General features: G+C 62.5%; 18 protein-coding genes and 1 pseudogene. 5 read left to right on the forward strand and 14 right to left on the reverse strand.

Annotation, left to right across the window (positions count from 1 at the left end; genetic code table 11):
- Positions 1-64: 64 nt before the first annotated feature.
- The 8 genes from KZO25_RS10615 to KZO25_RS10650 all read right to left on the reverse strand — a co-directional run bounded on the left by KZO25_RS10615 (position 65) and on the right by KZO25_RS10650 (position 9,613).
- A complete protein-coding gene (locus KZO25_RS10615; protein ID WP_223136939.1) occupies positions 65-2,542 on the reverse strand; it encodes an EAL domain-containing protein in 2,478 nt (825 codons plus the stop codon).
- Positions 2,535-3,920 (reverse strand): HD domain-containing phosphohydrolase, encoded by a 1,386-nt coding sequence (locus tag KZO25_RS10620; protein WP_223136940.1) that lies wholly within the window; start codon positions 3,918-3,920, stop codon positions 2,535-2,537. Before KZO25_RS10620 ends, KZO25_RS10615 begins: the two co-directional genes overlap by 8 nt.
- Entirely contained in the window at positions 3,917-4,774 is an 858-nt protein-coding gene (locus KZO25_RS10625) for an ATP-binding protein (protein ID WP_223136941.1), read from the reverse strand. The genes KZO25_RS10620 and KZO25_RS10625 overlap by 4 nt, the downstream gene beginning before the upstream one ends.
- A 196-nt stretch (positions 4,775-4,970) precedes the next feature.
- Positions 4,971-6,365 (reverse strand): HD domain-containing phosphohydrolase, encoded by a 1,395-nt coding sequence (locus tag KZO25_RS10630; protein WP_223136942.1) that lies wholly within the window; start codon positions 6,363-6,365, stop codon positions 4,971-4,973.
- Positions 6,366-6,396: 31 nt separating this feature from the next.
- Positions 6,397-6,876, reverse strand: a complete 480-nt coding sequence (locus KZO25_RS10635; protein ID WP_223136943.1) for a peroxiredoxin — start codon at positions 6,874-6,876, stop codon at positions 6,397-6,399.
- 62 nt (positions 6,877-6,938) lie between these two features.
- The gene (locus KZO25_RS10640; protein WP_262488949.1) at positions 6,939-7,358 is read right to left on the reverse strand and encodes a GFA family protein; all 420 of its coding nucleotides are present in this window, start codon (positions 7,356-7,358) and stop codon (positions 6,939-6,941) included.
- Between the two features lie 127 nt (positions 7,359-7,485).
- Positions 7,486-8,592 (reverse strand): histone deacetylase, encoded by a 1,107-nt coding sequence (locus tag KZO25_RS10645; RefSeq protein ID WP_316935683.1) that lies wholly within the window; start codon positions 8,590-8,592, stop codon positions 7,486-7,488.
- A gap of 109 nt (positions 8,593-8,701) precedes the next feature.
- Positions 8,702-9,613 (reverse strand): LysR family transcriptional regulator, encoded by a 912-nt coding sequence (locus KZO25_RS10650; protein ID WP_223136945.1) that lies wholly within the window; start codon positions 9,611-9,613, stop codon positions 8,702-8,704.
- A 202-nt stretch (positions 9,614-9,815) separates the two neighbouring features.
- Between KZO25_RS10650 and KZO25_RS10655 the strand changes: the two genes are divergently transcribed.
- The 4 genes from KZO25_RS10655 to KZO25_RS10670 are packed head-to-tail and all read left to right on the forward strand — an operon-like array spanning position 9,816 to position 14,508.
- A complete protein-coding gene (locus tag KZO25_RS10655) occupies positions 9,816-10,796 on the forward strand; it encodes a TAXI family TRAP transporter solute-binding subunit (protein ID WP_066447824.1) in 981 nt (326 codons plus the stop codon).
- Between the two features lie 22 nt (positions 10,797-10,818).
- Positions 10,819-12,738 carry a TRAP transporter permease gene (locus KZO25_RS10660; RefSeq protein ID WP_223136946.1) on the forward strand — a complete coding sequence of 640 codons (1,920 nt, stop codon included), beginning with the start codon at positions 10,819-10,821 and terminating at the stop codon, positions 12,736-12,738.
- Positions 12,735-14,123 (forward strand): acyclic terpene utilization AtuA family protein, encoded by a 1,389-nt coding sequence (locus tag KZO25_RS10665; RefSeq protein WP_223136947.1) that lies wholly within the window; start codon positions 12,735-12,737, stop codon positions 14,121-14,123. The genes KZO25_RS10660 and KZO25_RS10665 overlap by 4 nt, the downstream gene beginning before the upstream one ends.
- Positions 14,110-14,508 (forward strand): hypothetical protein, encoded by a 399-nt coding sequence (locus tag KZO25_RS10670; protein WP_262488950.1) that lies wholly within the window; start codon positions 14,110-14,112, stop codon positions 14,506-14,508. The genes KZO25_RS10665 and KZO25_RS10670 overlap by 14 nt, the downstream gene beginning before the upstream one ends.
- 66 nt (positions 14,509-14,574) lie before the next feature.
- Here KZO25_RS10670 and KZO25_RS10675 read toward each other — a convergent pair whose 3' ends face one another.
- The 6 genes and pseudogenes from KZO25_RS10675 to KZO25_RS10700 form a co-directional block, all read right to left on the reverse strand.
- Complete coding sequence (locus tag KZO25_RS10675; protein ID WP_223136948.1) at positions 14,575-15,426, reverse strand: ABC transporter ATP-binding protein; 852 nt, start codon at positions 15,424-15,426, stop codon at positions 14,575-14,577.
- Positions 15,427-15,439: 13 nt separating this feature from the next.
- Positions 15,440-16,294: a nitrate ABC transporter permease gene (gene ntrB / locus KZO25_RS10680; protein WP_223136949.1), complete on the reverse strand. Its 855-nt coding sequence runs from the start codon at positions 16,292-16,294 to the stop codon at positions 15,440-15,442.
- A 68-nt stretch (positions 16,295-16,362) separates the two neighbouring features.
- Positions 16,363-17,682, reverse strand: a pseudogene (locus KZO25_RS10685) (CmpA/NrtA family ABC transporter substrate-binding protein).
- A 282-nt stretch (positions 17,683-17,964) separates the two neighbouring features.
- Entirely contained in the window at positions 17,965-19,242 is a 1,278-nt protein-coding gene (locus KZO25_RS10690) for a nitrate regulatory protein (protein ID WP_223136950.1), read from the reverse strand.
- A 218-nt stretch (positions 19,243-19,460) separates the two neighbouring features.
- A complete protein-coding gene (locus KZO25_RS10695; RefSeq protein WP_223136951.1) occupies positions 19,461-20,813 on the reverse strand; it encodes a NarK family nitrate/nitrite MFS transporter in 1,353 nt (450 codons plus the stop codon).
- A 314-nt stretch (positions 20,814-21,127) separates the two neighbouring features.
- Positions 21,128-21,856, reverse strand: a complete 729-nt coding sequence (locus KZO25_RS10700) for a murein L,D-transpeptidase catalytic domain family protein (RefSeq protein WP_223136952.1) — start codon at positions 21,854-21,856, stop codon at positions 21,128-21,130.
- A 165-nt stretch (positions 21,857-22,021) separates the two neighbouring features.
- On the opposite strand from KZO25_RS10700, the gene KZO25_RS10705 reads away from it, so the two are divergent.
- A complete protein-coding gene (locus KZO25_RS10705) occupies positions 22,022-23,671 on the forward strand; it encodes a murein L,D-transpeptidase (protein WP_262488951.1) in 1,650 nt (549 codons plus the stop codon).
- Positions 23,672-23,718 lie beyond the last annotated feature (47 nt).

Below are 23,718 nucleotides of genomic sequence, written 5' to 3' on the forward strand. Positions count from 1 at the left end.
GCCGAGTGAAGTGAGCCTCAGATGGGGTCTTCTCGCTCAATCGGCTCGTGGGTGCTTTGATGCTTTACATACGAACCTTCAGCAGGGCTGCCTCGCGAAAGGCCTGCTTAACCACCAGCCTAAGCTCCTCGTCGTCCCATGGCTTGGTGAGAAACTTGTAGATGGCACCTTCATTGATGGCAGCGGTCACGGTCTTGAGGTCGGTGTAGCCCGACAGCACGATCTGGATGGCTTGGGGATGGAGCTGCTTGACGCGTTTGAGGAATTCCGTGCCGCTCATCTCTGGCATGCGCTGATCGCTGATGATGACATGCACCTCCTGGGTGGCCAGCAGTTGGAAGGCCTCGTGCGGGCTCGTGGTGGCGAGGATGCGGTAGCCCTCACGCCTTAGCGCGCGGTTCAGCGAGCGCAGGATATTGGGCTCATCGTCGAGCAGCAGCAGGGTCTGGCTACTGGCACTGTCATTCTGGTCTTGCTGCTGCAGCTGGTTTGCGGCCTGGTTTTCGTGCAGAAAGGTGATCAGTTCATCGATGGGCATGGGGCGGGCAAAGTAGTAGCCCTGATAGATATCGCACATTTTCTTGCTGAGGTAGGCATAGTGGGCCTGGGTTTCCACCCCTTCGGCAAGAACCTTCAACTGCAGCTGGTTGGCCATGGAAATAATGCCCTGGACGATGGCGGCGTCGCGGTGATCGCTTATGACTTCCCGTATGAAAGAGCGATCGATTTTAATCTTGTCGATGGGCAGGTATTTCAGATAGCTGAGACTGGAGAAGCCGGTGCCAAAGTCGTCGAGGGCGATACTGATGCCCAGGCGGCGCAGCATCTGTAGAATTTCGATGGCTTTCGTGGTGCTTTCCATCAGAATGTTTTCGGTAAGCTCGAGCTCGAGCAGTGGGGCCGCGAGTCCTGTTTGTTTCAGCGTATCCACTATGCCCGTTACGAAATTGGCTCTTTGGAACTGCATGGGCGACACATTGACCGCCATGACGTACTCCTCGAACCCCAAGGCATTGAGCCGAACATTGTCGCGGCAGGCGGTACGCAACACCCACTCACTCATGGGAATGATCTGCCCGGTATCTTCTGCCAGTCCAATGAACTCAGCCGGCAGGATGTAGCCGCGCTCGGGATGATGCCATCGGATTAGTGCCTCGAAGCCGAGGATTCTGCCGCTGGTATCCTGGATTTGCGGCTGGTAGTGCAACTCGAACTGCTGCTGGTCGATGGCATGCTGCAGGGCGTTGCGCAGCCTGACTCGCCCGCTCACCCTCTTGTTGAGTCCCTCGGTGTACCACTGAAACGTATTGCGACCCTGACGCTTGGCCTGTGACTTGGCCTGATCCGCCTGTTGAATCAGGTGCGAGGGTTTCGTTACGCCATTCGAGTCCAGGGCGATGCCGATGCTGGCGGTCAGGTGCATCTCACTCTGTTCGATCCAGTAGGGCCTAGCGACATTGGCCAGCAACCGCTCGACGATGAGGGGGACATCACCCGGGTCGACCAGCAGGATGGCGAACTCATCGCCGCCGCAGCGGGCTACAGTATCGTTGCTGCGTACCTGCTTGACCAGGCGAGAGGCCACTTCGACCAGTATCTGATCGCCCAGCTCGTGCCCGAGGCTGTCGTTGATCGACTTGAAGTCGTCCAGGTCGATATAGAGGAGGGCGACACTTCCTACATGGTGTCGCGCATGGTGATAGCACTGCTGCAGTCGCTCCTCCAGTAGCGCACGGTTGGGAAGCCCAGTGAGGGAATCGTGGGTGGCATTGTGTTCCAGGCGCGATTCGTAGGCACGCTGGGTAGAAATATCGTTCTGTACACCGATGAAGTGACTGACCTCGCCGCTCTCGTCGAGCACCGGGGAGATATGAAGATCGTTCCAGAAGAGCGTGCCGTCCTTGCGATAGTTGCAAAGCGCAGTGTGGGTATAGCGCTTTTCGGCAATACCCCGCCTGATGATTGTCCGTGCCACGGCGTCGGTGTCGGGTCCTTGCAGGAAGCGACAGTTTCGGCCCAGCACTTCCTGTCGAGAGTAGCCGGTGATGCTCTCGAAGGCGGAGTTGACATAAATGATCGGCAGGTCAGGATGATCGGCTTCGGAGATGATGACCCCATTGACGCTTGATTCGATGCTGCGCTCCAGAATGTGAAGCCGCTGCATGTCACGCTTGCGCTGCGTGATGTCTCTTGCCACCACATAGATGACCGCTTCCGTTCCCAGGCCGGCGTTGATCTCTACCCAGTGGATGCCTCCCTGGGCATCGCGAGCCCGTGCTTCCAGTGCGTGGATACGCTGACCGCCCTTGATCTGCTCAATGGCGGCATCTATCAAGGGTTGGTCATCCTCCAATACCAATTTGCTGTAATGGTGACCGACAAGCTGTTTCTCCGAATAGCTGAACAGCTGTTCAAAGGCGGCATTGACCTGCAGTAACCGCCCATCGAGATCGACCCGACAGAACAGTTCCAGTGAGAGGGTGAAGAACTGGTCGCGCTGCCGCAGGGCTTCGCGCAGCTCCTGCTTGCTACGATCAGGCATCGTTCCCATCACTCTCACTGGGGTCACTGTCCCCAGGCTTGCAGACCATCAGCGTGTAGCTGCCACCTTCGACTTCTTCGAGCTTGCATAGCTTGTCGATCAGGTGCTGGGTCAACTCCTTGCCTTCATTGAGCAGCAGGATGCCGGTTGCCGAGTGGATATCCTGCCCAAGGATCATTCCGGGCTTGAGCTGGCGTGTCTCCAGCGACAGCATGGTCTTTCCAGCCTGGCCCAGATCCGGTGCCTGTTCGACGCATAGTGCGATGAAGGCCTGGCACAGGCTGGGTTCATAGACACGTCCTGACAGCTTGCGCAGCAGGTCGAGGGCCTGCTGTCGTGGCACTTTCCGAGGCAGGATCATTCCCCGCTGAAGCTCGATGAAGTCGACGGCCAGTGCCAGAAGTCGCGCTCCGTAGGGGATGGCCTCGCCTTTCAGACGGTTGGGGTAGCCGTCGCCGTTCCAGTGCTCACGGTGATGCCGGATGAATCGGGCCGTGCCCTGCAAGTGCTCCAACGACATCAGCAGGCTTTCGCCGGTTTCCGGATAGCGACGATAGGCCTTGCGGTCTTCGGCGAAGAGGCGCTCCGAAGGGGTGGTCAGCATGCGATCGTCCCACCCCAGCTTGCCAAGGTTGTACAAGGCGGCCGCCATGAGCAGGTCGCGGCGGAGTGAGTCTTCCAGCTCATGGGTATCGGCGAATGCCTGGATCAGATCACCGACCTGGGCGTTGGCATGCAGGTGGCGTGGCATGCGCTGCGTGATAAGCGACGAAAAGACGCGAGTGGCCATGACATAGCTGTGCTTCAGTTCGTCGTAGGCCGCATCGAGCATATCGGTGATCTGCTTGAGCTCCTGGGTACGTGCCTCGACACGCTGCTCCAGCGTGGCGTTGAGTTCAACGAGTTCCTGGTTCTGTTGCAGGGTCAAGGCTTCAAGGCGTTTCTGTTCGCGCTCGGCCAGTTGGTGGGCTACGGCTTGGCGAAGCGTAAGACGCAGCTTGTGATCGTCCCAGGGCTTGGCGATATAGCTATAGATATGCCCTTCGTTGATGGCTCGGACCGTGGCATTCATATCGCTTTGTCCGGTCAGCAGCATACGAATACACTCTGGCCTGACCCGCTGGACCCGGCTCAACAGCTCCGCACCATCCATCCCCGGCATCAGGCAATCGGAAATCACCACGTCGACCGCTTCCTGCTCCAGCATCGCCAGTGCCGCCTCGCCATCGTTGGCAGTCAGGACAAGGTAGTTTTCAGACCTCAGCACGCGTTTCAGGGCGGAGAGAACATTGGGCTCATCGTCCACCAGCAGAAGCGTTGCCTCAGGCTGCAGAGGCGGCTCAGGAGTGGGAAGGGGCTGGTCGGCTTCGACAGTCATCGTTGACCCTGCTCCTGTTCAACGCTGCGGGGCTGCTTGATCGGAAGCCATACACGGAACGTGCTCCCCTGGCCGACTTCACTGTCTATCTCTATCTGGCCGCCGTGCTTTTGCACGATGCTGAAGGAGAGGGCCAGCCCCAGGCCGGTGCCCTCGCCAATCGGCTTGGTGGTGAAGAAGGGCTCGAAGAGTCTGTCACGATGCTCTGGAGGGATACCGCAACCGGTGTCTGACACCTCGAACCAGATGCGCTCTCCTTCGTGCCCGGTACGCAAGGTGATAACGCCGTGGTTTTTGATGGCCTGCGAGGCATTGGTCAGTAGGTTGAGCGCTACCTGCTTGACCTGGGACGGCAAGCATTCGACGGGCGGTAGGGTGGCATACTCCTTGATGACCTCGGCTTTGTATTTGAGCTCGTTGTTCGCCAGGTGCAGTGTGGTGTCGAGGCCGTGATGCAGATCGACAAAGACGAAATCGTCCTCCTCGATATGAGAGAAGTCCTTCAAGGCGGTAATCAGGGACTTGACGCGCTCGATACCCTCCTCGGATTCGGCGATCAGTGCTTTTGCATCGTCGCGGATATAGTCGTAGTCCAGACTCTGCTTGAGGGCCTGGAGCTCTTCCAGGGAGCCGACCTGGTCAGTGGCATCGATGATACACAACAGATCATGCACGTATTCGGCCAGAGTCTTGAGGTTGGAGAACACGTAGCCGATGGGGTTATTGATCTCATGTGCCACTCCTGCAGCCAACTGGCCGATGGCGGCCAGCTTTTCGGACTGCAGCAACTGCGGGTTGGCCTGCTTCAGGTCGCAGAGCAGCTGGCTCATGCGGTCTGTATCATTGGACTGCATAGCGACTCCCTGTCGTGGTAGATCAATCCCGAATGGTAATGATCTTCCTTACTATCAATCGGCAGGTGGACGCAGGGCTTGAGGAATATTTCGAGATGGCTTCTCGGCAGGTCCATCGGCGTGTGGCAGTTGCCGCTTGAAAATCGTCTCAGGGCAGGGGGATTGGTTGCCGTCGCCAGCCCGCGCAGGGCAGGCGTCAGCCGTCGCTTTCCGGCTTTTTGATCAGCAGGGAATAGCGGATTTCCTCAACCTCCTCGAAGTGAAGCAGCTTGTCGATCAGGGCTCGCGTCAACTGCTTTCCTTCATGCAGCAAGAGCATCCCGGCTTCGGAGTACAGGTCCTGGGCTAGCACCATCCCGGGCTGGAGCTTGCTGCTGTCCAGGGATATCACTGACTCCCCTATCACCCCCAGGTCGGGAGCCTGTTCAAGGCATAGCTTGAGGAAGGAGGCACACAGCTCCGGATCGTAGACGCGTCCCGAGAACTTGCGCAGCAGCTCCAGGGCTTGCTGGCGTGGCAGCTTGTTCGGCAGGATCATCCCGCGCTGCAGTTCAATGAAGTCGACGGCAAGGCCCAGCAGGCGAGCCCCGAAGGGGATGGCTTGCTGTTCCAGCTGGTCGGGATAGCCCCCACCATTCCACCGCTCGCGATGGTGACGCACGATCCGGGCAGTACCATCAAGGTGATTCAGCGCCATCAGCAGGCTTTCACCGACTTCCGGATAGCGCTGATAGGCTTTCTGGTCCTCGGCGAAGAGGCGCTGTGAGGGAGTGGTGAGCATGTGGTCGTTCCAGCTCAATCTGCCCAGGTTATAGAGTGCTGCCGCCATCAGCAGGTCGTGCTTGAGCTCATCTTCCAGTTCATGCACTTCGCAATACGCCTGAACCAGGGCATCGACCTGGGCATTGGTCTGCAAACGACTGGGGAGCCTCAGGTTGATCAGTGAGGAAAACACCCGTGTGGTAGTGACATGGCTTTGCTCCAGCTCTGTGTAGGCGGCTTCCAGCATGGCGGAAAGCTGCTCCAGCTCCTGGCTGCGTGCCTCTACGCGTTTTTCCAGACTGGCATTGAGTTCGATCAGTTCTCGGTTCTGCTCCTGGGTGAGTTGCTCTAGCCGATCCCTTTCACGCTCGGACTGCTGGTGGGCGAGGGCCTGGCGCAGCGTCTGGCATAGCTCATCGGCTTTCCAGGGAATGCCGATGAAACTGTAGATGTGGCCTTCATTGATGGCTCGCACAATGGCGTTCATATCGCTCTGGCTGTCGAGCAATATACGCAGGCATTGCGGCCAGCCCTGTTGAATGCGGTTCAAGAGGTCGATGCCACCCATGTCGGGCATGCGTGCGTTGGCCATGACCAGGTCGATATCTTCTTCATCCAACACCGTCAGAGCGGCTTCGCCGCCCTTGGCTGTCAGCAAGCGACAGCCCTCCTGTTCCAGCGTAGCGGCAAGAAGTGCGAGCGTATCGGCATCGCTATCGACCAGAAGCAGCGTGGCCGGTGGAGGCTGCGACGCCATTTCCCCTGTCTGTGACACCGTTGCTATTTCCACGGGGTCCAAGCCGTCGTTGTGACTATCGGTTTGCGGCATCCACCCTCCCGGCTCCAGGTTGCGCGCCAAGCTAGAGATTCGCCAGCACTGCGTCGACGCTGCTCTTGTCGACCACGCCGCGCTCCGTATCGATTCCCAAGTAGGTCACCACGCTATCCTCGGCAATCAGTGCGAAGCGCAAGCTGCGCACGCCCATACAAGCGCTGCTTGCGTCCTTCTCCATGCCCAGGGCATGTGTCAGCTCGGCGTTGCCGTCAGCCAGCATCAGGATCGCATCGGCGTTCTGGTCCTTTTGCCAGGCGCCCATGACGAAGGCGTCGTTGACCGAGAGGCAGGCCAGGGTATCGACCTTCTCCAGTACCTTATCGGCCTTGATCACGAAGCCTGGCATATGCGTGTTGGAGCAGCCGGGCGTGAAGGCGCCCGGTACGCCGAAGAGAACCACGCGCTTGCCGGTGAACATCTCACCGGTGGCAATATCTTCAGGACCATCTGGGCCGTTGGTCTTGAGGGTGACGTTCGGGATGGTGTCGCCTACGGAAAGAGGCATGTATTGACTCCAGGCTTGAGGGAGGGGTGAGGGCCGGACTGCGTTAGATCAATGTACTGTGTTCAACTTCCCTTATAGGCGTCGAAAACTTCCTGCCCGGTCATGTCGTGAGTCTCGTTGGCGAAGGTATAGTAGTTCGGCTTCTGGTCGATGAAGATCTGAGTATCGAAGGTCCAGGCCTCGCCGCCGTCGACCAGGCCCACTGGGATGGCATAGTGGTCGCCGGTCTTGAGGCGATAGAACAGGTGAGTCCCGCAGCGCTGACAGAAGCCACGCTCGGCCCACTCCGAGGAGGAATACACCGTAATGTTCTCCTCGCCATCCATCTCGACTTCGCTGACCGATTCCAGGGCCAGCATGGGGCCGCCACTCCAGGTTCGGCACATGCTGCAGTGGCAGGCGCCCAGGTTCTGCTTGCGGGCAACTACGCCAAGCTGTACGGCACCGCAAAGGCAACTTCCGCGTGCGGTCATCCCTTCCATCGTTGCTTCCTCCCGGTTTGAGCAGGGCTTTGATCGCGAGCCGTCACATGGCTCCGGTTGCTTCTGACATCGGCTGCTTCAATAGCGACATTGTAGCGGTTAGTCCATACGCGGGTCTGACCCCTCTTCAACCCTGTTCCTGCGCTGAGAAGGCGGGTCGATGAAAGGCGGCTGCTGCTTCCACCTCGGCGAGGCCGGTGAGGCCGGGCTCCGGGGCCTCGGCGCCGGCGAGCACCGACAGCACCGTTCTCACACCTCGAGACAGGGAGAGCAAGTGATATCCCCCTTCCAGCACGAAGACCAGCCGACTGTCACAGTGCTTTTTGGCCAGGTCCTGCAGCATGCGTGTCATTGATGCGAAGCCCTCGTAGGAGACATTCAGCGCCAGGTCGAAGGGGTGAGGGTCGAACCCGACCGATACCAGAATCAGGTCTGGCTTAAAGGAGTCCGTGGCGGGGATCAGGATATCCTCGAAGGCCTTCAGGTAGGCTCGGTCGCCGGATCCTGCCGGCATGGGCACATTGATGGTGGTGCCTTCACCGAGGCCCACGCCGACATCCTCGAGGTTGCCGGTGCCGGGATAGAAAGGGGAGGAGCGGTGGATATCGAAGAGCATCACGTCGGGATCGGCCCAGAAGATGTCCTGGGTACCGTTGGCGTGATGGGCGTCCCAATCGACGATCAAGACGCGTTCGCAGCCAAGCTTCGCCCTGGCATGGGCCGCTGCCACGGCCACGTTGTTGAACAGGCAGAAGCCACGGGCGCGAACAGGTTCGGCGTGATGGCCGGGTGGTCGAACCAGGGCGAAGGCGCTCTGGGTTCGCCCCTCGATGACGGCTTCCACGGCGGCGATGGTGGTGCCGGCGGCCACTTCTGCCGCCTCGACGCTCCCGGGGGAGACGGCGGTGGTATCGACGTCGAGCCAGGCATTGTGGCCGCGCAGCTCAAAGACATGGTCCAGATAGGAGCTGGTATGGACTCGCCCCAGCTGCTCGCGAGTGGCGGCTTTGCCACTCTCGAATAGCAGGCCGGGTACCGGTTCGAGTTCGAGCAGCTGTCGAATGGCAGTCAGCCGCCCGGCATGTTCCGGGTAGACCCAGGGAACCTTGAGTGCCGACAGGAGTTCGCGTACACGCCGGTCTACTCGTCCTGGCAGGAAGGGGGCATCGGAATCCGGTTTATGTGCCAGAACACGCTCATCGTAGAAGACGGTTACCTGGTTTGTATCGGCCACGGGCAATACTCCTTGCGACGGCTCCGGTGGGGGGGAGCAGTAAAGTGCTTCATCCTTACGGAGCAAGGATAGTCGAGGGAGTGGTGACATGTCGTTCTCTGGCGGGACGTTATGGCGAAGAGACGGCTTCCACTGGCGTTGCGCTTGCCTGGATCATGGCGTGGAGCGCCGCGGCGGCCGCCGAGAGGGCATCGCGCCGACGCATCACGATCCCCAGTTCGCGACGGATGGTCGGCGTCACCAGGGGGCGGTGGTCGATACCCTCCGAGGCGATCTGGCGAAAGCTGAGCGAAGGCAGCACGCTGATTCCCAGGCCGGCGGCCACCATGCGTCCTACCGTGGCGATCTGGCTGGCATCGCAGATGATATCCAGTGGCTGGCCCACTTCCGCCATGATGCGATCGATATCCTGGCGTGAGCTGGAAAGACGATTGATGCCGATGAACGGCTGTCTTGCCAGCTGCGCCCACTCGACGCTTGCCTGCGCAAGCAGCGGATGTCCCAGGGGGCAGACCGCCACATAACGGTCCACGAGCACCGGCTCGAAGACGAGATCCTCGGCATCCTGGGGCGGCACCGACAGCCCCATGTCGGCGCGCCCCTCGCGCACCATCTGGTTTACCTGCTCGGCCAGCACGTCGTGAAGGCTCAGGTTGATGCGCGGGTAGCGGGCGTGAAAGTCGGCGATGATTCCCGGCAGCAGGCCGGCGGCCAGCGTAGGCAATGCCGCCACGGTGACCTTGCCGCGCTGCTTGGAGAAGCGTTCGCCGAGGTCGACGAAGGCTTCGTTCCAGTCGTTGAGCAGGCGCACGGCTACCGGCAGGAAGGCGTCACCTTCCGGGGTAAGCGTCAACTGGCGAGTGCTGCGTGAGAACAGCGGGCCGCCCACCGTCTCTTCCAGCTTGCGAATGGCGATAGAGATGGCCGGCTGGGACAAGTGAATGCGCTCGCTGGCCTCGGCCAGGCTGCGGGAGTGGGCGACGGCAACGAAGGCCCTGAGCTGTTGAATGCTGGGATTCATTTATAAAGTAAAACACACTTTAAAAACTATTCAATATACAAAATAGTCGACGCCCACCATTCTGCTACTGGGACTTCCATCCTCTCTATCCGGTTTGCCAAGCAACCATTCCGGTATCGAGTTCATCACAGCCAGTCACCACAACAAGTCATCACAACAAGTCACCACAACAATGAGCCCACCGCCGGGCCAAGGAGCCACCATGAAAACGACACTCAAGACGACGCTCACCGCCATGGCCGCCAGCGTCGGCCTGCTTGCCGCCGCGTCTGCCGTACAGGCCAACGAACGCCTGCTGATCGGCTCGACGTCGAGTTCCTCCAGCCACTATGGCTACTTCGTCGCCGTCAACCAGATCATCAACAGCCAGGTCGAGGGTGTCAGTGCGTCGGTTGCCGAGACAGGCGCCACCGTGGACAACCTGCGCCGCCTCGGTCGCAACCAGATCGACATGGGGCTGGTGACCACCAACACCGGCTACCACGCCTATGCCGGTCTCGAGGATTTCGACGGCCGCCCCGTGGATAGCCGGCTGCTGTGGGTCTATACCGTGGCGCCCCAGAACGTGGTGATGCGCCAGGATGCCGAGGTTGCCACCCTCGAAGAGCTGGAAGGGGTGCGCTTCAACCCGGGGATTACCGGTTCGGCCACCGAGAAGACCACCGAAGCGGTCATGCGGACCCTGGGCATCTCGCCCGACTATGTGCGTGGCTCCACCACCGATATCGTCGATGCCATGAAGGACGGGCGTGTCATGGGCTCGGCCAAGTCCGGCGTCGGCAATCGCCTCGACGGCTCGAGCATGGATATCGCCACCTTCACGCCGATCAGCGTGCTGTCGCTTTCCGATGAACAGGCCGACACGCTGCGCGCCGAGATGCCGGACGTGGCCATCGTCGATATCCCGGAAGGCGCCGGCGAGGGCATTGCCGCCTATACCACCTGGGCCTTCGGCGTGGCTGTGCATGCCCACCCGGACCTCGACGAGGAGACCGCCTACCAGATCGTCAAGGCGGTGATGGAGAACCCCGAGCCCCAGGCCAACGCCTTCTCCGCGGTACGCGACGCCGACCTCGCTGGGATGACCCTCGAAGTGGGCACCGTGCCGCTGCATGCCGGTGCTGCCCGTTACTTCGAGGAGCAGGGCCACGAGATTCCCGATGCCCTGAAGCCTGCCCAGTAACGGCGATCGATAGGTGCCTGCCATGCGCGCGAACCTGACCAAAGTGCTGGCCCTGATGCTGGGCGGGCTGATTCTCTACACCTCGGCCACCGGCCCCTTCGAGAGCCTGGTCCAGCGCAGCGTCTTTCTCGCGCTGGTGATCCTGCTGGGGCTGGTCATCTACCCACTGGGGGCCGGCAAGCGCTGGCGCCCGCTGGGGTTGGCCGTCGACCTGATCCTGGCGGCGGGCGTGGTGCTGGCCTGCGGCTACGTGGCCATGAACCATGACCGTATTCTGGTGGAGCTGCCCTGGGCATCTGCACGGGACATGCTGTTCACCGGCGTATTGCTGGTGGCCATTCTCGAGCTGTCGCGCCGCGCCATCGGGGTCATCTTCCCGCTGCTGGTGATGGCGGGGCTGGCCTATGCCTGGCTGGGGGCCGCCATTCCCGGGCCGCTGGGGCACCGTGGTTTCGATGTCTACTACATCACCGAGACCATCTACCTGGGAGACCTGGGCGTCTGGGGCATGCTGGTGGGCGTGGCGGCCACGACCATCGCCGCCTTCGTGCTGTTCGGCTGCCTGCTGCTGCACACCGGTGGCGGCCAGACCTTCATGGACATGGCGCTGCGCATCAGTGGCCGCTCGCCGGGCGGGGCCGCCAAGGTGGCCACCGTGGCCTCGGGGCTGTTCGGCATGGTCAGCGGCAGTGCGGTGGCCAACGTGGCCACCACCGGCAACTTCACCATCCCGATGATGAAGCGGCTCAACTACCCGCGGCCCTTTGCCTCCGGCGTGGAGGCGGTGGCCTCCACCGGCGGCCAGATCGCTCCGCCTATCCTGGGGGCGGCGGCTTTCATCATGGCCGAGATCCTCGGCGAGAGTTACCTGCGCATCGCGCTTGCAGCACTGCTGCCGGCGGTCCTCTTCTACCTCGGCGTGTTCCTGACCATCCACCTGGTAGCCAAGCGCCGCAACCTTCAGGTAGTGCCCGACGACGAGCTGCCCACCTGGCCGGAAGTGCTTCGTCCCGAACGAATCATTCCGATCCTGGCTGCGCTGGGCGGGCTCTTCTACGGCGTGCTCAGCGGACGCTCGATCCAGTTATCGGCCTTCTATGGCATCCTGATGACGTTCTTGACCTTTGTGCCCTTCGCCCTGCTGGCGAGAAGGCCGCTGCGCGAGATCGTCGGCAAGCTGCTCTCGGGGCTGATGGATGCCGGCAAGGGCATGGTGATCATCGGCGTGCTGCTCGCCGGTGCCCAGATCCTGGTGGCGATGATCGGCATGACCGGTATCGGCGTGACCCTGGCCAGCCTGATCGTCAATGTCGGTGGTGAATCCCTGTTCCTGGTGGCCTTTATCGTCGGCGGCGTGTGCCTGATCCTGGGTATGGGCATTCCCACCACTGCTGCCTACGTGCTGGTGGCGTCGGTGCTGGCGCCGGCACTGACCACCATCGGCGTCGAGCCGCTGATCGCCCACCTCTTCGTGTTCTACTTCGCCACGCTGTCGGTAATCACCCCGCCGGTGTGTGTCGCGGTATTCGTCGCGGCGGGTATTGCCAATACCAACTGGCTGCCAGCGGCAGGGGAGGCCGTGCGCCTGGCGGCGGCGATCTACGTCATTCCCTTCCTGCTGCTGATCTACCCGGCCCTGGCCGGCTTCGGCAGCTGGGTCGATATCCTGCTGGCCAGCTCCCAGGGCGTGGTGTTCGTGCTTGCCTTCGCCACGCTGATGTCGCGGGTGGCGATCACCGGCAGTCGTATCCTGGACGTGGCCGGACTGCTGCTGGTGGTCGGGCTGGCGTTGACGCCCGGCTGGTTGACCACGATAGGCGCCCTGCTGGTGCTGGGGGGACTCTATGCCCGTAACCGACAGCGAATTTCAGCGACGGCCCACGCTTCGGGTTCAGGCACGCCGAAGCCCCAGGGCGTCCATGCCAAGGAGACGCACCCATGACCTTCCTGTTGGGTAGCGGGGCCGGCTTCTCCGGTGACCGTACCGATGCGGCGATTCCCGTCGTGGCAGAGCTGATTCGCCGCGGACTGCCATCGGCCCTGGTCTTCGAGACCCTGGGTGAGCGCACCCTGGCCGCCGCGCATCGGGCCATGCGCGAGGCTCCCGACGCGGGATACGAGCCCCTGCTGGCCGAGCTGCTAACGCCGGTGCTTGGCGATTGCCTGAGCCATGGCATCACTATCCTCGGCAACTTTGGCGCCGCCAATCCGGATGGCGCCTGCCATGTGGTTGCCGAACTGGCTGGGCGCGCTGGCTTTCCCCAGGCGCGGATTGGCCGGGTTCATGGCGATGATATCCGGGCGCGCCTCTCCAGCCTCGACCTGCAGCGCTGGGAGGCGGAAAACCGCGACCTGCCCGGTGAAGAGACGCTGATCTCCGCCAACGTCTACCTGGGCGCAGAGCCGCTGACCGAGGCGCTGGCGCTGGAAGCCGAGGTGGTGGTGACCGGGCGGGTGGCCGACCCGGCGCTGTTTCTGGCCCCTCTGGTACACCATTTCGGCTGGGCCTGGGACGACTGGGATAGCCTGGCCGCCGGCATGATGGCCGGCCATCTCGCCGAGTGCGGGGCCCAGGTCAGCGGCGGCTATTTTGCCGATCCGGGATGCAAGGATGTGCCCAGCCTGGCAACGGTGGGCTACCCGATCATCGAGGTAGAGGAGGATGGCAGCCTGGTGGTCACCAAGCCCCCGGGCACCGGCGGCTGCGTGACCGAACGTACCGTCAAGGAGCAGCTGCTCTACGAGGTCCACGATCCGGCCAACTACCTGACGCCCGACGTGGTGGTGGATCTCACTTCCGTCGAGGTCAGGCAGGTCGGCCCCGATCGGGTGGCGGTCAGCGGCATTCGCGGCAAGGCGGCGCCGCAGCGGCTCAAGACCACGGTCTGCTACGAGGGCGGCTGGCAGGGCGAGGCGGAGATCTCCTATGCCGGACCCAACGCCCTGGCCCGGGCGCAGCTCGCTGCCGAGGTGCTGCGCGAGCGGCTGACGTTTCGTGCGCCGCCGGAGCTGCGTACGCGACTGGACATCGTCGGTCTTGCCAGCGTCTTCGACAGCGATGCCGGCGACCTGCAGCGCACGATGCCAGGCAGCGCCAGCGGCGACTACCGCCTGCGGCTGGCCGCGGAACATGCCGAGCGCCGCTGGGTGGAGCGTGCCACCCAGGAGCTGCTGGCGCTCTACTGCGCCGGCCCGGCGGGTGGCGGCGGCGTGCGCCGTCATTTTCAGCGGCGGGTATGCACGGCCTCCTACCTGGTCAAGCGCAGTGACGTGGAAGCCTTTGCCACGCTGTTCGAAAAAAGGAGTCACTACCATGTCGCCAGTTGAACCGACCCTGGTGTCACCCTCCGAGCGGTCGCCGGGCCAGCCCCTCGACGACAGCGTCACGGTGCCACTCCACCGCCTGGCCCATGCCCGCGCCGGCGACAAGGGGGACCGCCTCAACCTGGCGCTGTTCGCCTACGATCCGGATCACTATGCCCTGTTGCTGGAGCAGGTCACCGAGGAGCGCGTGCTGGCGCTGTTCGCCCACCGCGGTGCCAGCGGGGTACGGCGCTACCCAATGCCGGGCCTGGCCGGAATGAACCTGGTGATAGATGACGTTTTGCAGGGTGGGGTCAACGGTGCGCTCAACCTGGACGGCCATGGCAAGACGCTCTCGTTTCTGCTGCTGGGGTTGGAGGTCCCGGTATCGTCGATACCCCGGGAATGACGGCTTGTCCCCAACGCAACACGGCCACCCGCAGAGGTGGCCGTGTTGCGTTGGGTGGGCCAGGCGTCAGGCCCGTTCCTTCTCCCGTGCCGCGTTGTCCTGTTCCTTCTTGCGACGCTCGGCCAGGTCCTCCACCTTGCGCTGCTTCTCGTAGAGGAAACGCAGTACTTCCTGGCGATAGTGGTTGTAGCTCGGGTCGTCGGCCAGGGTGATGCGGTTGCGCGGCCTGGGCAGGTCGATGGCGAGAATCTCGCCGATCTTCGCCGAGGGGCCGTTGGTCAGCATCACGATGCGGTCGGAGAGCAGCACCGCCTCGTCGACGTCGTGGGTGATCATGATGATGGTGTTGTGCAGCTCCTCCTGGATGCGCATCACCTCCTCCTGCAGGTGAGCGCGGGTCAGGGCATCGAGGGCGCCGAACGGCTCGTCGAGGAGCAGCACCTTGGGCTCCATGCTCAGTGCCCGGGCAATGCCCACGCGCTGCTTCATGCCGCCGGAGATCTCGTCGGGACGCTTGTCCAGCGCCGCGGTCATGCCGACCATATCCAGGTTCTTGAGGATCCACTCATGCCGCTCGGCCTTGCTCTTGCTGCGGGCAAAGGTCTTGTTCACCGCCAGCGCCACGTTCTCGTAGACGGTCAGCCAGGGCAGCAGCGAGTGGTTCTGGAACACCACGCTGCGATCCGGCCCCGGGTCGTTGACCTCCTTGCCGTCGAGGATCACCGCACCGGAGGTGGAGTCGATCAGCCCGGCGACGATGTTGAGCAGGGTGGACTTGCCGCAGCCGGAGTGGCCGATGATCGAGATGTACTCACCGCGCTCGACGCTCAGGTTGATGTTCTTCAGCACCTGGCTGTCGACGCCGTCGCGGGTGAAGGTCATGTCGACCTGCTCGATGCTCAGATAACGTGCAGTCATGGGAAATCTCCTGTCAGCCCTTGCTGGTGCCGCGGGTCACGCGGTTGCCCACATAGGCGACCATGCGGTCGAGGATGAAGCCGACGATGCCGACGTAGATCAGGGCGAGGACGATGTCGCTGATCATCGAGGCGTTCCAGGCGTCCCAGATGAAGAAGCCGATGCCCACGCCGCCGATCAGCATCTCGGCGGCGACGATGGCGAGCCAGGAGAGGCCCACGCCGATGCGCAGCCCCGAGAAGATGTAGGGTGCGGCGGCGGGCAGCATGATCCGGGTGAAGTACTCGTAGCCGTTGAGGCGCAGCACCCGGGCGACGTTGCGGTAGTCCTCGGGGATGTTACGTACCCCCACCGAGGTGTTGATGATGATCGGCCAGATCGCGGTGATGAAGATGACGAAGATGGCCGACGGGGCGCTGTCCTGGAAACCGGCCAGCGAGATCGGCAGCCAGGCCAGCGGCGGTACGGTACGCAGCACCTGGAAGACCGGGTCCAGCCCGCGCAGCGCCCAGGTGGACTGGCCGACCAGCACCCCCAGGCTGATGCCGACGACCACGGCCAGCGAGTAGCCGTAGGCCACCCGCTCGAGGCTGGCGAGGATCTGCCAGCCCATGCCTTTATCGTTGCCGCCGTAGTCGTAGAAGGGGTTGACGATCAGGCTCCAGGTATCGGTGATGACCTGGGAGGGTGGGGGCAGGGCCGCCGTCGGTGATGAGCAGAGCAGCTCCCAGAGTCCGCCAAGCAGGGCGAGGATCAGCAGGGGAGGCAGCACCCGCTCGACGAGGCCATCCTTCAGGCTCTGTAGATACGGCGCCCAGTTGGCCGGGGCCGGTTGGGTCGCGCTGTTGGCACGCTGTGAAACGCTCATGGCGATTCTCCATGATCTGACATCAGGGTGTGGTTTCAGGGTGTGAGATCCGGGGCGGCACGCCGCCGTCAGGCAAGGCGCTTGATCTCGAGGCTGTCGAGATAGGCCTGTGGGTCCTCGGGATCGAAGACCTTGCCGTCGAAGAAGGTCTCGACGCCGCGCGAGGTCGAGGTCGGGATCTGCTCCGAGCCGACACCCAGCGCCTCGGCCGCCTCGCGCCACAGGTCCTCTCGGTTCACCTGCTCGATCAGCGCCAGGCTGTCGTAGTCCTGCGGCAGGTACCCCCAGCGCTTGTTCTCGGTGAGGAACCAGAGGTCGTGGCTCTTGTAGGGGTAGGAGGCGTGCTTGTCCCAGTAGCGCATCATCTGGGGATGGTTCTCGACCACGCGGCCGGTGCCGTAGTCGAAGTTGCCCTGGATGCGGTCGATCAGGTCCGCATAGGGGGCGTGAATCCAGCGGCGACGCGAGCAGATCTGGGCCATCTCGTCGTGGTTGGCCGGATCCTCGCACCACATCTGGGCCTCCATGATCGCCATCAGCAGCGCGCGGGTCGCATTGGGGTTGGCCTCGACGTAGTCGGTGCGCAGGGCGAAGGCCTTCTCCGGGTGATCGTTCCACAGCTCGCCTGTGGTATTGGCGGTATAGCCGATGCCCTGGTTGATCAACTGGTGGTTCCACGGTTCTCAGACGCAGAAGGTGTCCATGCTGCCGACGCGCATGTTGGCGACCATCTGTGCGGGCGGAATGGTGATGGTCGACACATCGCGATTGGGGTCGATGCCGCCGGCGGCCATCCAGTAGCGGATCCACATGTCGTGGGTGCCGCCGGGGAAGGTCATGGCGGCACTGGCTTCGTCGCCGCCGGCGCGCTTCTCGGCCAGCGCCAGGGCGAATTCCCGGGTGTCGAGCTGCACCTCGAGATCGGCATAGTCGCGGCCCACCGAGATGCACTGGCCGTTGAGATTGAGGCGCGCCAGGATGCTCATCGGTACCGGCTGGTTGTTGGGGGTAATGGCCCCGGCGGACATCAGGTAGGGCATCGGGGTGAGGATATGGGCGCCGTCGATGCCGTTGCGCTGCGAGCCGAGTACGAGGTTGTCGCGGGTGGTGCCCCAGGAGGACTGCTTGAGCACCTCGACATCGGTCATGCCGTGCTTGGCGAACAACCCCTTCTCGTCGGCGACGAACAAGGGCGCCGCATCGGTGAGTGCGATGAAGCCGAGCTTGGCCGAGGTGGTTTCCGGCTTGCCGGCGGCAAAGGCCCAGCTTCCCGGCAGGGTGGTGAGTAGAGCCGAGCCGCCGACGACGGCGGCAGTCCCCTTGAGGAAGCGGCGGCGCTGAGGTGAATAACCCTTGTCTATCTTGTTCATGGCTATGGCTCCCAACATGAAACAAAAACGGCGCCTGCGGGGATTCTCCGTAGGTGACGGGAATCGACGCAGACGCCGTTGTCCGGTATCGAGGTATTGCTCGAAGGGGCTGAACCGTCGTTGACTCAGCGGGCACACAGGTTTTGCATGCGCAGTGCCATAGCCCGTATATTTTGCGAACTTATATTAAATATCAATATGTTGTATTTTTTAATATGATTCGTATCAATTCATCTCCCGGTGGTGCGGGGCGCAAACGGTGCGTAGTTTCTCCTTCATGCACCACCCGTGTGCCGAGTGTCATGGCTGCTTCTGCAGGATGTCGGACAGCCCGAGTATGGTTGTGGCGAGCTCGCTCATGCTCTTGCCCTGATCCATTGCGGACTTGCGCAGGAAGCGATAGGCCTCTTCTTCCGTCATCTGCTGGCTGGCCATGATCAACCCCTTGGCACGCTCCACTACCTTGCGTTCGCGCAGCGCCTTGCGCGTGTTCTCCAGGTCGTCGCTGATACCCTGCAGGCGACTCGCCTGAGCACGCATCAGGTCGATAAGGGAGCGGTTGAGGGGCGAGTCCATGATATGGGCGGTCAATTCGCCCAGCTCCTGGGAGTCGTTGCCGTCAAAGAGTTCCACCAGCTGCTGGCAGGCGGGCGAGGGGCTGCCGATCGCCAGTTCCGCAGTCAGGCTCGCCGGGTTGGCAATGGCATCATGGGTGGCGACGATCTTCTCCTGGCACAGGGTTGCCAGTTCCCGGTTCAGGTAGTCCTCGACCTCCTTGATGGCGTCGATGCGGCGCGTCGTCAGTTCGTACCATGTTTCGCCCAGGGAGCTGGCGGGTTCCGTCAGCGGATCGCTACGACACGCCATTTCGCGCAGATGGTGGATGCCGGCCAGGGTGCGACCGGGCATCTGTTGCTCCCAATACTGGCGTGCCTTTGGCGTGGCAAACTCCAGGTAGGTGTCAAAGCAACGCTGCTGGGCTTCGATCAGCTGTTGCAACAGCTGCCGGTGGGGCTCATCGAATCCGGTGGCCGTGAAGCCGGCAGCCCCGCAAGCGCGCTCCTGGCCAGCCAGCTCCTTGCCCTGCATCAGATGGAAGATTGCCACGAGGGCGAGAGTGATATCCGGGTCCCTGGCGGTATCGGCGGCGTCGAAGACCACCGACAGCAAGCCACTGATCAGGCGATTGAAGAGCACGGTCGCCTCATCGGGGAGGATGCGCAGGCCCTCGATCTCGCTTCTCAGCTCGTTCAGCCGGTCGAGACCGTGCCAGACATGGGCGATCCGGCTCAGTAGCCGGGCGCTGGTGGCGAGACGCCCACCGCTCTTGCCCAGGATGTCCAGGCGTTGTCGCATGGCCTGCTCCATGCAGAGACAATCCTGAACATACTCCCGGCGCCGCTCGGCGAAGCGCTCACCCCGGGAGGCGAGGTAGACGTTCGATGCGCCACGCTCCTTCTGCAGACCATGAATGAAATGGCTGATATCTCCCACGAGTTCGCAGATCGTGGCGAGGTGGAGCAGGTCGTCGATTTCGCAGCGCTTGGCTGCCAGCAGCAGGTTTTCTGCAGGGGTCATTGACAGGGTACTCCTCTTATCGGCGCCCTGGCCGGGCCACGTCTACGTTCTTGAATGGCTATGCCTTTGAATGGCAATAACTGAGCAGCAATATTCGCGCCAATCCATCGCCATTGATGAGAAGCGCCACGATGGGAAGAGATGGCGCCTAACGAAAACCGCCGCTCAGGGAGCGGCGGTCGAGCGGGTGAGGTCCCCAAGGCTATGGTCGCGGTGGATCAGCGCAGTGACAGGGCACCGGCGCCGGTGTCTTCGCCCACGGCATCCTGGTAGGCGGCGGCCTCTTCGGCTTCGGTCTCCGGGGAGAAGCGCACCAGCAGGGCGCAGGAGGCCAGCACCAGCACGGTCAGGCCCAGGTAGAACAGCCCTTGTTGATAGGTGATTGCTTCCGAGCGGAACAGGAAGGCAGCCGCCACGGCGCCCACGTTGCCGCCGGCACCGACGATGCCGGCCACCGCGCCCAGGGCCTTCTTGTTGATGAAGGGCACCACGCCATAGGTCGCACCCTCGGCCATCTGCACGAAGAGGCTGAATACCAGCATGATGCCGATGGCGTAGGAGAGGACATGCATCTGCGAGAAGGCGACCAGGGCGAGGCCTTCACAGATCAGGGCGATGAACAGCCAGCGTACTCTGCCCTTGAGACCGCCGTTCCTGGCGAACAGGTCGGAGAAGATGCCGCCCATGGTGCGGGCGAATACGTTCATCAGCCCGAACAGCCCGGCGATCATGCCGGCGGTGGCCAGCGTCAGGTCGAAGTGATCGAAGAAGTAGATGGCGGCAATGTTGTTGATGGTCAGCTCGACGCCGAAGCAGATGGCGTAGACCACGAACAGTGCCCATACGCGGATGTCCTTGGCGGCCGCCAGGAAGGTCTTGCCGGCACCGCTGTCGCCGTTGGCCTGGGGAAGCTCGCCCCGGGCGCGCAGGTCCTCGAAGTTGCCGTTGGGCGCATCCTGGGTAAAGCGGTAATAACAGATGCCGGTGACGAACAGCACCACGCCGGGCACCACCATGGCCAGGCGCCAGCCAAGCGTCTCGCTGACACCGAGCATCAGCAGGCCCGAGAAGATCAGCGGCATCAGGATCTGGGTGGTACCGCCACCCAGGTTGCCCCAGCCGGCGCTGGTAGCGTTGGCGGTGCCGACCACGTTGGGTGCGAACATCATGGTGGTGTGGTATTGGGTGATGACGAAGGAGGCGCCGATGGCACCGATCGCCAGGCGCGCCAGCAGAAAGGTCTCGAAACTGTTGGCGAAGCCGATACCCATCACCGGAATCGAGCCCAGGATCAGCAGGCCGGAGTAGGCCTTGCGCGGCCCGATGCGGTCGCATAGCACGCCGATCAGCAGGCGTACGATCACGGTGATCAGCACCGAGGCGATAATGGTGTTGCCGATCTGGGTCTGGGTGAGGGAGAGATCTTCACGGACCACCGCCATCAGCGGGGCGATACCGAACCAGCCGAAAAAACAGATATGGAAGGCGAACCACGAGAAGTGAAAGGCCCGCATCTGCGGGGTACTGAAGTTCAACAGGCGAATCCTGTTGGCCTTGTTGAGGATTTCCATGGGTCAGGCCTCGCGCTTGATGGGTAGCGATTACGGAGAACGAGCCCTTCATCGTTGAAGGTCTGGTTCGACGCACTCGTACCCCGGAGAGCCTGGTCCACGCCTACCACTCTTTGATTTGCATCAAGCAATCAGCTTGCCATTGTTCTATTTTTCTTTTTATTTCATTTGTTTAATGGGTAAATATAGCTTTGCGGCAGCGGCGGGAACGGTAGTCGAAGAGAAAGTGTGGTGCAGTGCGAAAGGGGAAATGCCCCGCAATGGTGCCATCGGAGGCCTGTGCAAGCGATGGCAGCCGCAGGGGGCAATGGCGGTCAGTTCATGGCCAGCTGCTGGCTATCATTCTGACAGGCCAAAAAGGCGGAGCTCTCCAGCCACTCCGAGTCGGGGTAGTAGGCGAAGAGGTACTGGTCTTCCTTGATGCTGTCGATCAACGGGTAGGTGATTTCCTGGCGCACGGCGGGGCAGCCCTGGCTGCGCCCCAGCCGGCCGGTCTTCTCGATGAAGGCCTCGCTGACGTAGTCGGCGCCGTGGATGACGATGGCGCGCTGGTAGGCGAGGTCATTGATGCCTTCCTCAAGGCCTTCAAGGCGCAGCGAATAACCGTTGCGGCCGTAGTAGCTGTTCATGGTGCGAAACAGGCCCAGGCTCGACTGGTGGCTGCCGTAGACATTGGAAAAGACCTCGGCCATGGCATCCCCCGTGCCCTGGCCGTGAGAGACCAGTTCTTCGAACAACAGCCGCGACTCAGCAAGGTCAAAGACCCACAGGCGTGGCTCTGTCGAAGGGCGGGAAAAATCGATCACCGCCAGGCGCTCGGCATTCGGTTCGGCGCAGGCCAGGGCACTGGCGGCGAGGCGAAGCACATGGGGATCGGCGTCTGGCGCCAGCCGGGTCAGGGTAAACCCAAGGGGAGCCTCGTACTGCGGGTCGGCGAGCAGGGCCTGGGCCAGGAAACCGCCGGCCTGAGCGACAGGCGCGGCGAAAAGCAGGGTGGCAAGCGCGGTGCAGGAGAGTCGTGATAGCGTGGGGTGTCGAGTCATGGCAAGCCTGTATGCAACTCGTCAGGTCCTGTCGCGCAATGCCATCGGCGACATGACCCGGGCAGAGGGTGCGGAGCCAGCATCCGTGAGCTCCGGATAAAGACACTATTATGAAGGCATGGGCCAGGAAGGCCAGGGCGTCTATCAACGGATCAGGGGTGCATCATGCGGGTATTTGTCACGATCGGGTTTGTACTGGCTCTTGTGTCAGGAATGGCGGCAGGCGGCCAGGTCGAGGCGCCGACGAACGCCAGGGAGGGTGCCGGTGATGTCGCGCAAGCCATCACCCGTCTGGTCGATGGCGAAGGGGATGCCCTGCAGGCCTTCTACGACGCTCGCGGTCATCGCCCGGCCTGGCAGGATGGCGAGACGGTGGCGGCCTTTGCCGCGGCGCTGCATACGCTGGATAGCGATGGCCTCACGCCCCAGGACTATCAGGCCGATAACCTGGTGGCTGCCCATCGCCAGGCCTATGCCGAAGGGGATAGCGATGGGGGCAACGATGGGGGCATCGAGAGACAGGCGCGATTCGACCTGCATGCCAGCCAGATGCTGCTGACGGCACTCACGCATCTGCAGCGGGGCAAGGTGGATCCACACAGTATTGATCCCGACTGGGAGATTCCCATCGTGGATGCCGAGCTGGACCCTGCGGCCATCTCCCGTGCGGTGGATGCCCAGCGCTTCGAGCAGGCCTTTTCCGAGGCGCGTCCCGCCTACGCGCCCTATGAGCGCCTTCGCGCCGGCCTGGCCCGGTATCGAACGCTGGAGCGGCTGGGCGGCTGGGAAAGCCTGCCTGCACGCGAGCGGGCGCTGCGCCCGGGCGATATCGACGACGATGTCGTACTGCTGCGGGAGCGCCTGGCCATCATGGGCGAGGTCGAGCTCATGGCTGCTGCCATCGAGGCCTTCCCGGGGGCCGTGCTGGATGGGGCCGACCCACGGCGCTATGACGCCAAGCTCGAAGCGGCCGTACGTCGCTTCCAGCGGCGCCATCTGCTGGAGGTGGATGGCATCGTCGGTGCCCAGACCCTGGCCGCTCTGAATGTGCCGGTGGAGGACCGCATCGATCAGATTCGCCTGAACATGGAGCGGGCCCGCTGGCTGTTGCATGGCCTGCCGGAATCCTTCGTGCTCGTGGATATCGCCGGCTATCGGCTCAGCTACATCCGCCCCAATGGTGAAATCTGGCGTTCGCGCATCGTGGTGGGGCGACCCTATCGACGCACACCGTCGCTGCGTTCCGAAATCACCCACATGACGGTCAACCCGACCTGGACGATTCCCCCGACGATCCTGCGTGAAGACGTGCTGCCCGCCGTTCGCCAAGACCTGGGCTACCTGTGGCGTGAGCGAATCCAGGTACTGAGCCCGTCCGGTGAACCGCTGGATCCCTGGGAGATCGACTGGTCGCGTCCTGGTAATGTGGTGCTGCGCCAGGCTCCCGGGCCGCATAATGCGTTGGGCCAGGTGGTGATCCGTTTTCCCAATGACCATATGGTCTATCTGCACGACACGCCATCCCAGGGCCTCTTTTCGCGGGAGCAGCGCGCCGCCAGTTCCGGCTGCATTCGGGTGGAGAATATCGGCGAGTTCGCTCAGCTGCTGTTCGACGACACCGACAGCGGTCACGATGTGCGGGCGCAAATCGACCGCGGGGAGACCCGCAACGTGCGGCTTGCGGAGCGCATGCCGGTGATCCTGCACTACTGGACCGTGCATCCGTCCGAGGATGGCCAACTGGCCTTTCGACCCGATATCTACGAGCGAGATGATGCGCTGCTCCAGGCGCTGGATCGGCCGTTGGCGCTGTAATCGCGATGGATGAGCAAAAAGGCCCCGGTCACATCCTGTGACCGGGG

It is taken from the genome of Halomonas sp. ANAO-440 (assembly GCF_019915905.1).
Lineage (GTDB): Bacteria > Pseudomonadota > Gammaproteobacteria > Pseudomonadales > Halomonadaceae > Halomonas > Halomonas chromatireducens.

What these genes read in the sequence shown, in the direction of transcription:
- KZO25_RS10615 (WP_223136939.1), bottom strand. Translation starts at nt 2,542, where the DNA reads ATGCCTGATCGTAGCAAGCAGGAGCTGCGCGAAGCCCTGCGGCAGCGC.
- KZO25_RS10620 (WP_223136940.1), bottom strand. Translation starts at nt 3,920, where the DNA reads ATGACTGTCGAAGCCGACCAGCCCCTTCCCACTCCTGAGCCGCCTCTG.
- KZO25_RS10625 (WP_223136941.1), bottom strand. Translation starts at nt 4,774, where the DNA reads ATGCAGTCCAATGATACAGACCGCATGAGCCAGCTGCTCTGCGACCTG.
- KZO25_RS10630 (WP_223136942.1), bottom strand. Translation starts at nt 6,365, where the DNA reads ATGCCGCAAACCGATAGTCACAACGACGGCTTGGACCCCGTGGAAATA.
- KZO25_RS10635 (WP_223136943.1), bottom strand. Translation starts at nt 6,876, where the DNA reads ATGCCTCTTTCCGTAGGCGACACCATCCCGAACGTCACCCTCAAGACC.
- KZO25_RS10640 (WP_262488949.1), bottom strand. Translation starts at nt 7,358, where the DNA reads ATGGAAGGGATGACCGCACGCGGAAGTTGCCTTTGCGGTGCCGTACAG.
- KZO25_RS10650 (WP_223136945.1), bottom strand. Translation starts at nt 9,613, where the DNA reads ATGAATCCCAGCATTCAACAGCTCAGGGCCTTCGTTGCCGTCGCCCAC.
- KZO25_RS10655 (WP_066447824.1), top strand. Translation starts at nt 9,816, where the DNA reads ATGAAAACGACACTCAAGACGACGCTCACCGCCATGGCCGCCAGCGTC.
- KZO25_RS10660 (WP_223136946.1), top strand. Translation starts at nt 10,819, where the DNA reads ATGCGCGCGAACCTGACCAAAGTGCTGGCCCTGATGCTGGGCGGGCTG.
- KZO25_RS10665 (WP_223136947.1), top strand. Translation starts at nt 12,735, where the DNA reads ATGACCTTCCTGTTGGGTAGCGGGGCCGGCTTCTCCGGTGACCGTACC.
- KZO25_RS10670 (WP_262488950.1), top strand. Translation starts at nt 14,110, where the DNA reads ATGTCGCCAGTTGAACCGACCCTGGTGTCACCCTCCGAGCGGTCGCCG.
- KZO25_RS10675 (WP_223136948.1), bottom strand. Translation starts at nt 15,426, where the DNA reads ATGACTGCACGTTATCTGAGCATCGAGCAGGTCGACATGACCTTCACC.
- ntrB (WP_223136949.1), bottom strand. Translation starts at nt 16,294, where the DNA reads ATGAGCGTTTCACAGCGTGCCAACAGCGCGACCCAACCGGCCCCGGCC.
- KZO25_RS10690 (WP_223136950.1), bottom strand. Translation starts at nt 19,242, where the DNA reads ATGACCCCTGCAGAAAACCTGCTGCTGGCAGCCAAGCGCTGCGAAATC.
- KZO25_RS10695 (WP_223136951.1), bottom strand. Translation starts at nt 20,813, where the DNA reads ATGGAAATCCTCAACAAGGCCAACAGGATTCGCCTGTTGAACTTCAGT.
- KZO25_RS10700 (WP_223136952.1), bottom strand. Translation starts at nt 21,856, where the DNA reads ATGACTCGACACCCCACGCTATCACGACTCTCCTGCACCGCGCTTGCC.
- KZO25_RS10705 (WP_262488951.1), top strand. Translation starts at nt 22,022, where the DNA reads ATGCGGGTATTTGTCACGATCGGGTTTGTACTGGCTCTTGTGTCAGGA.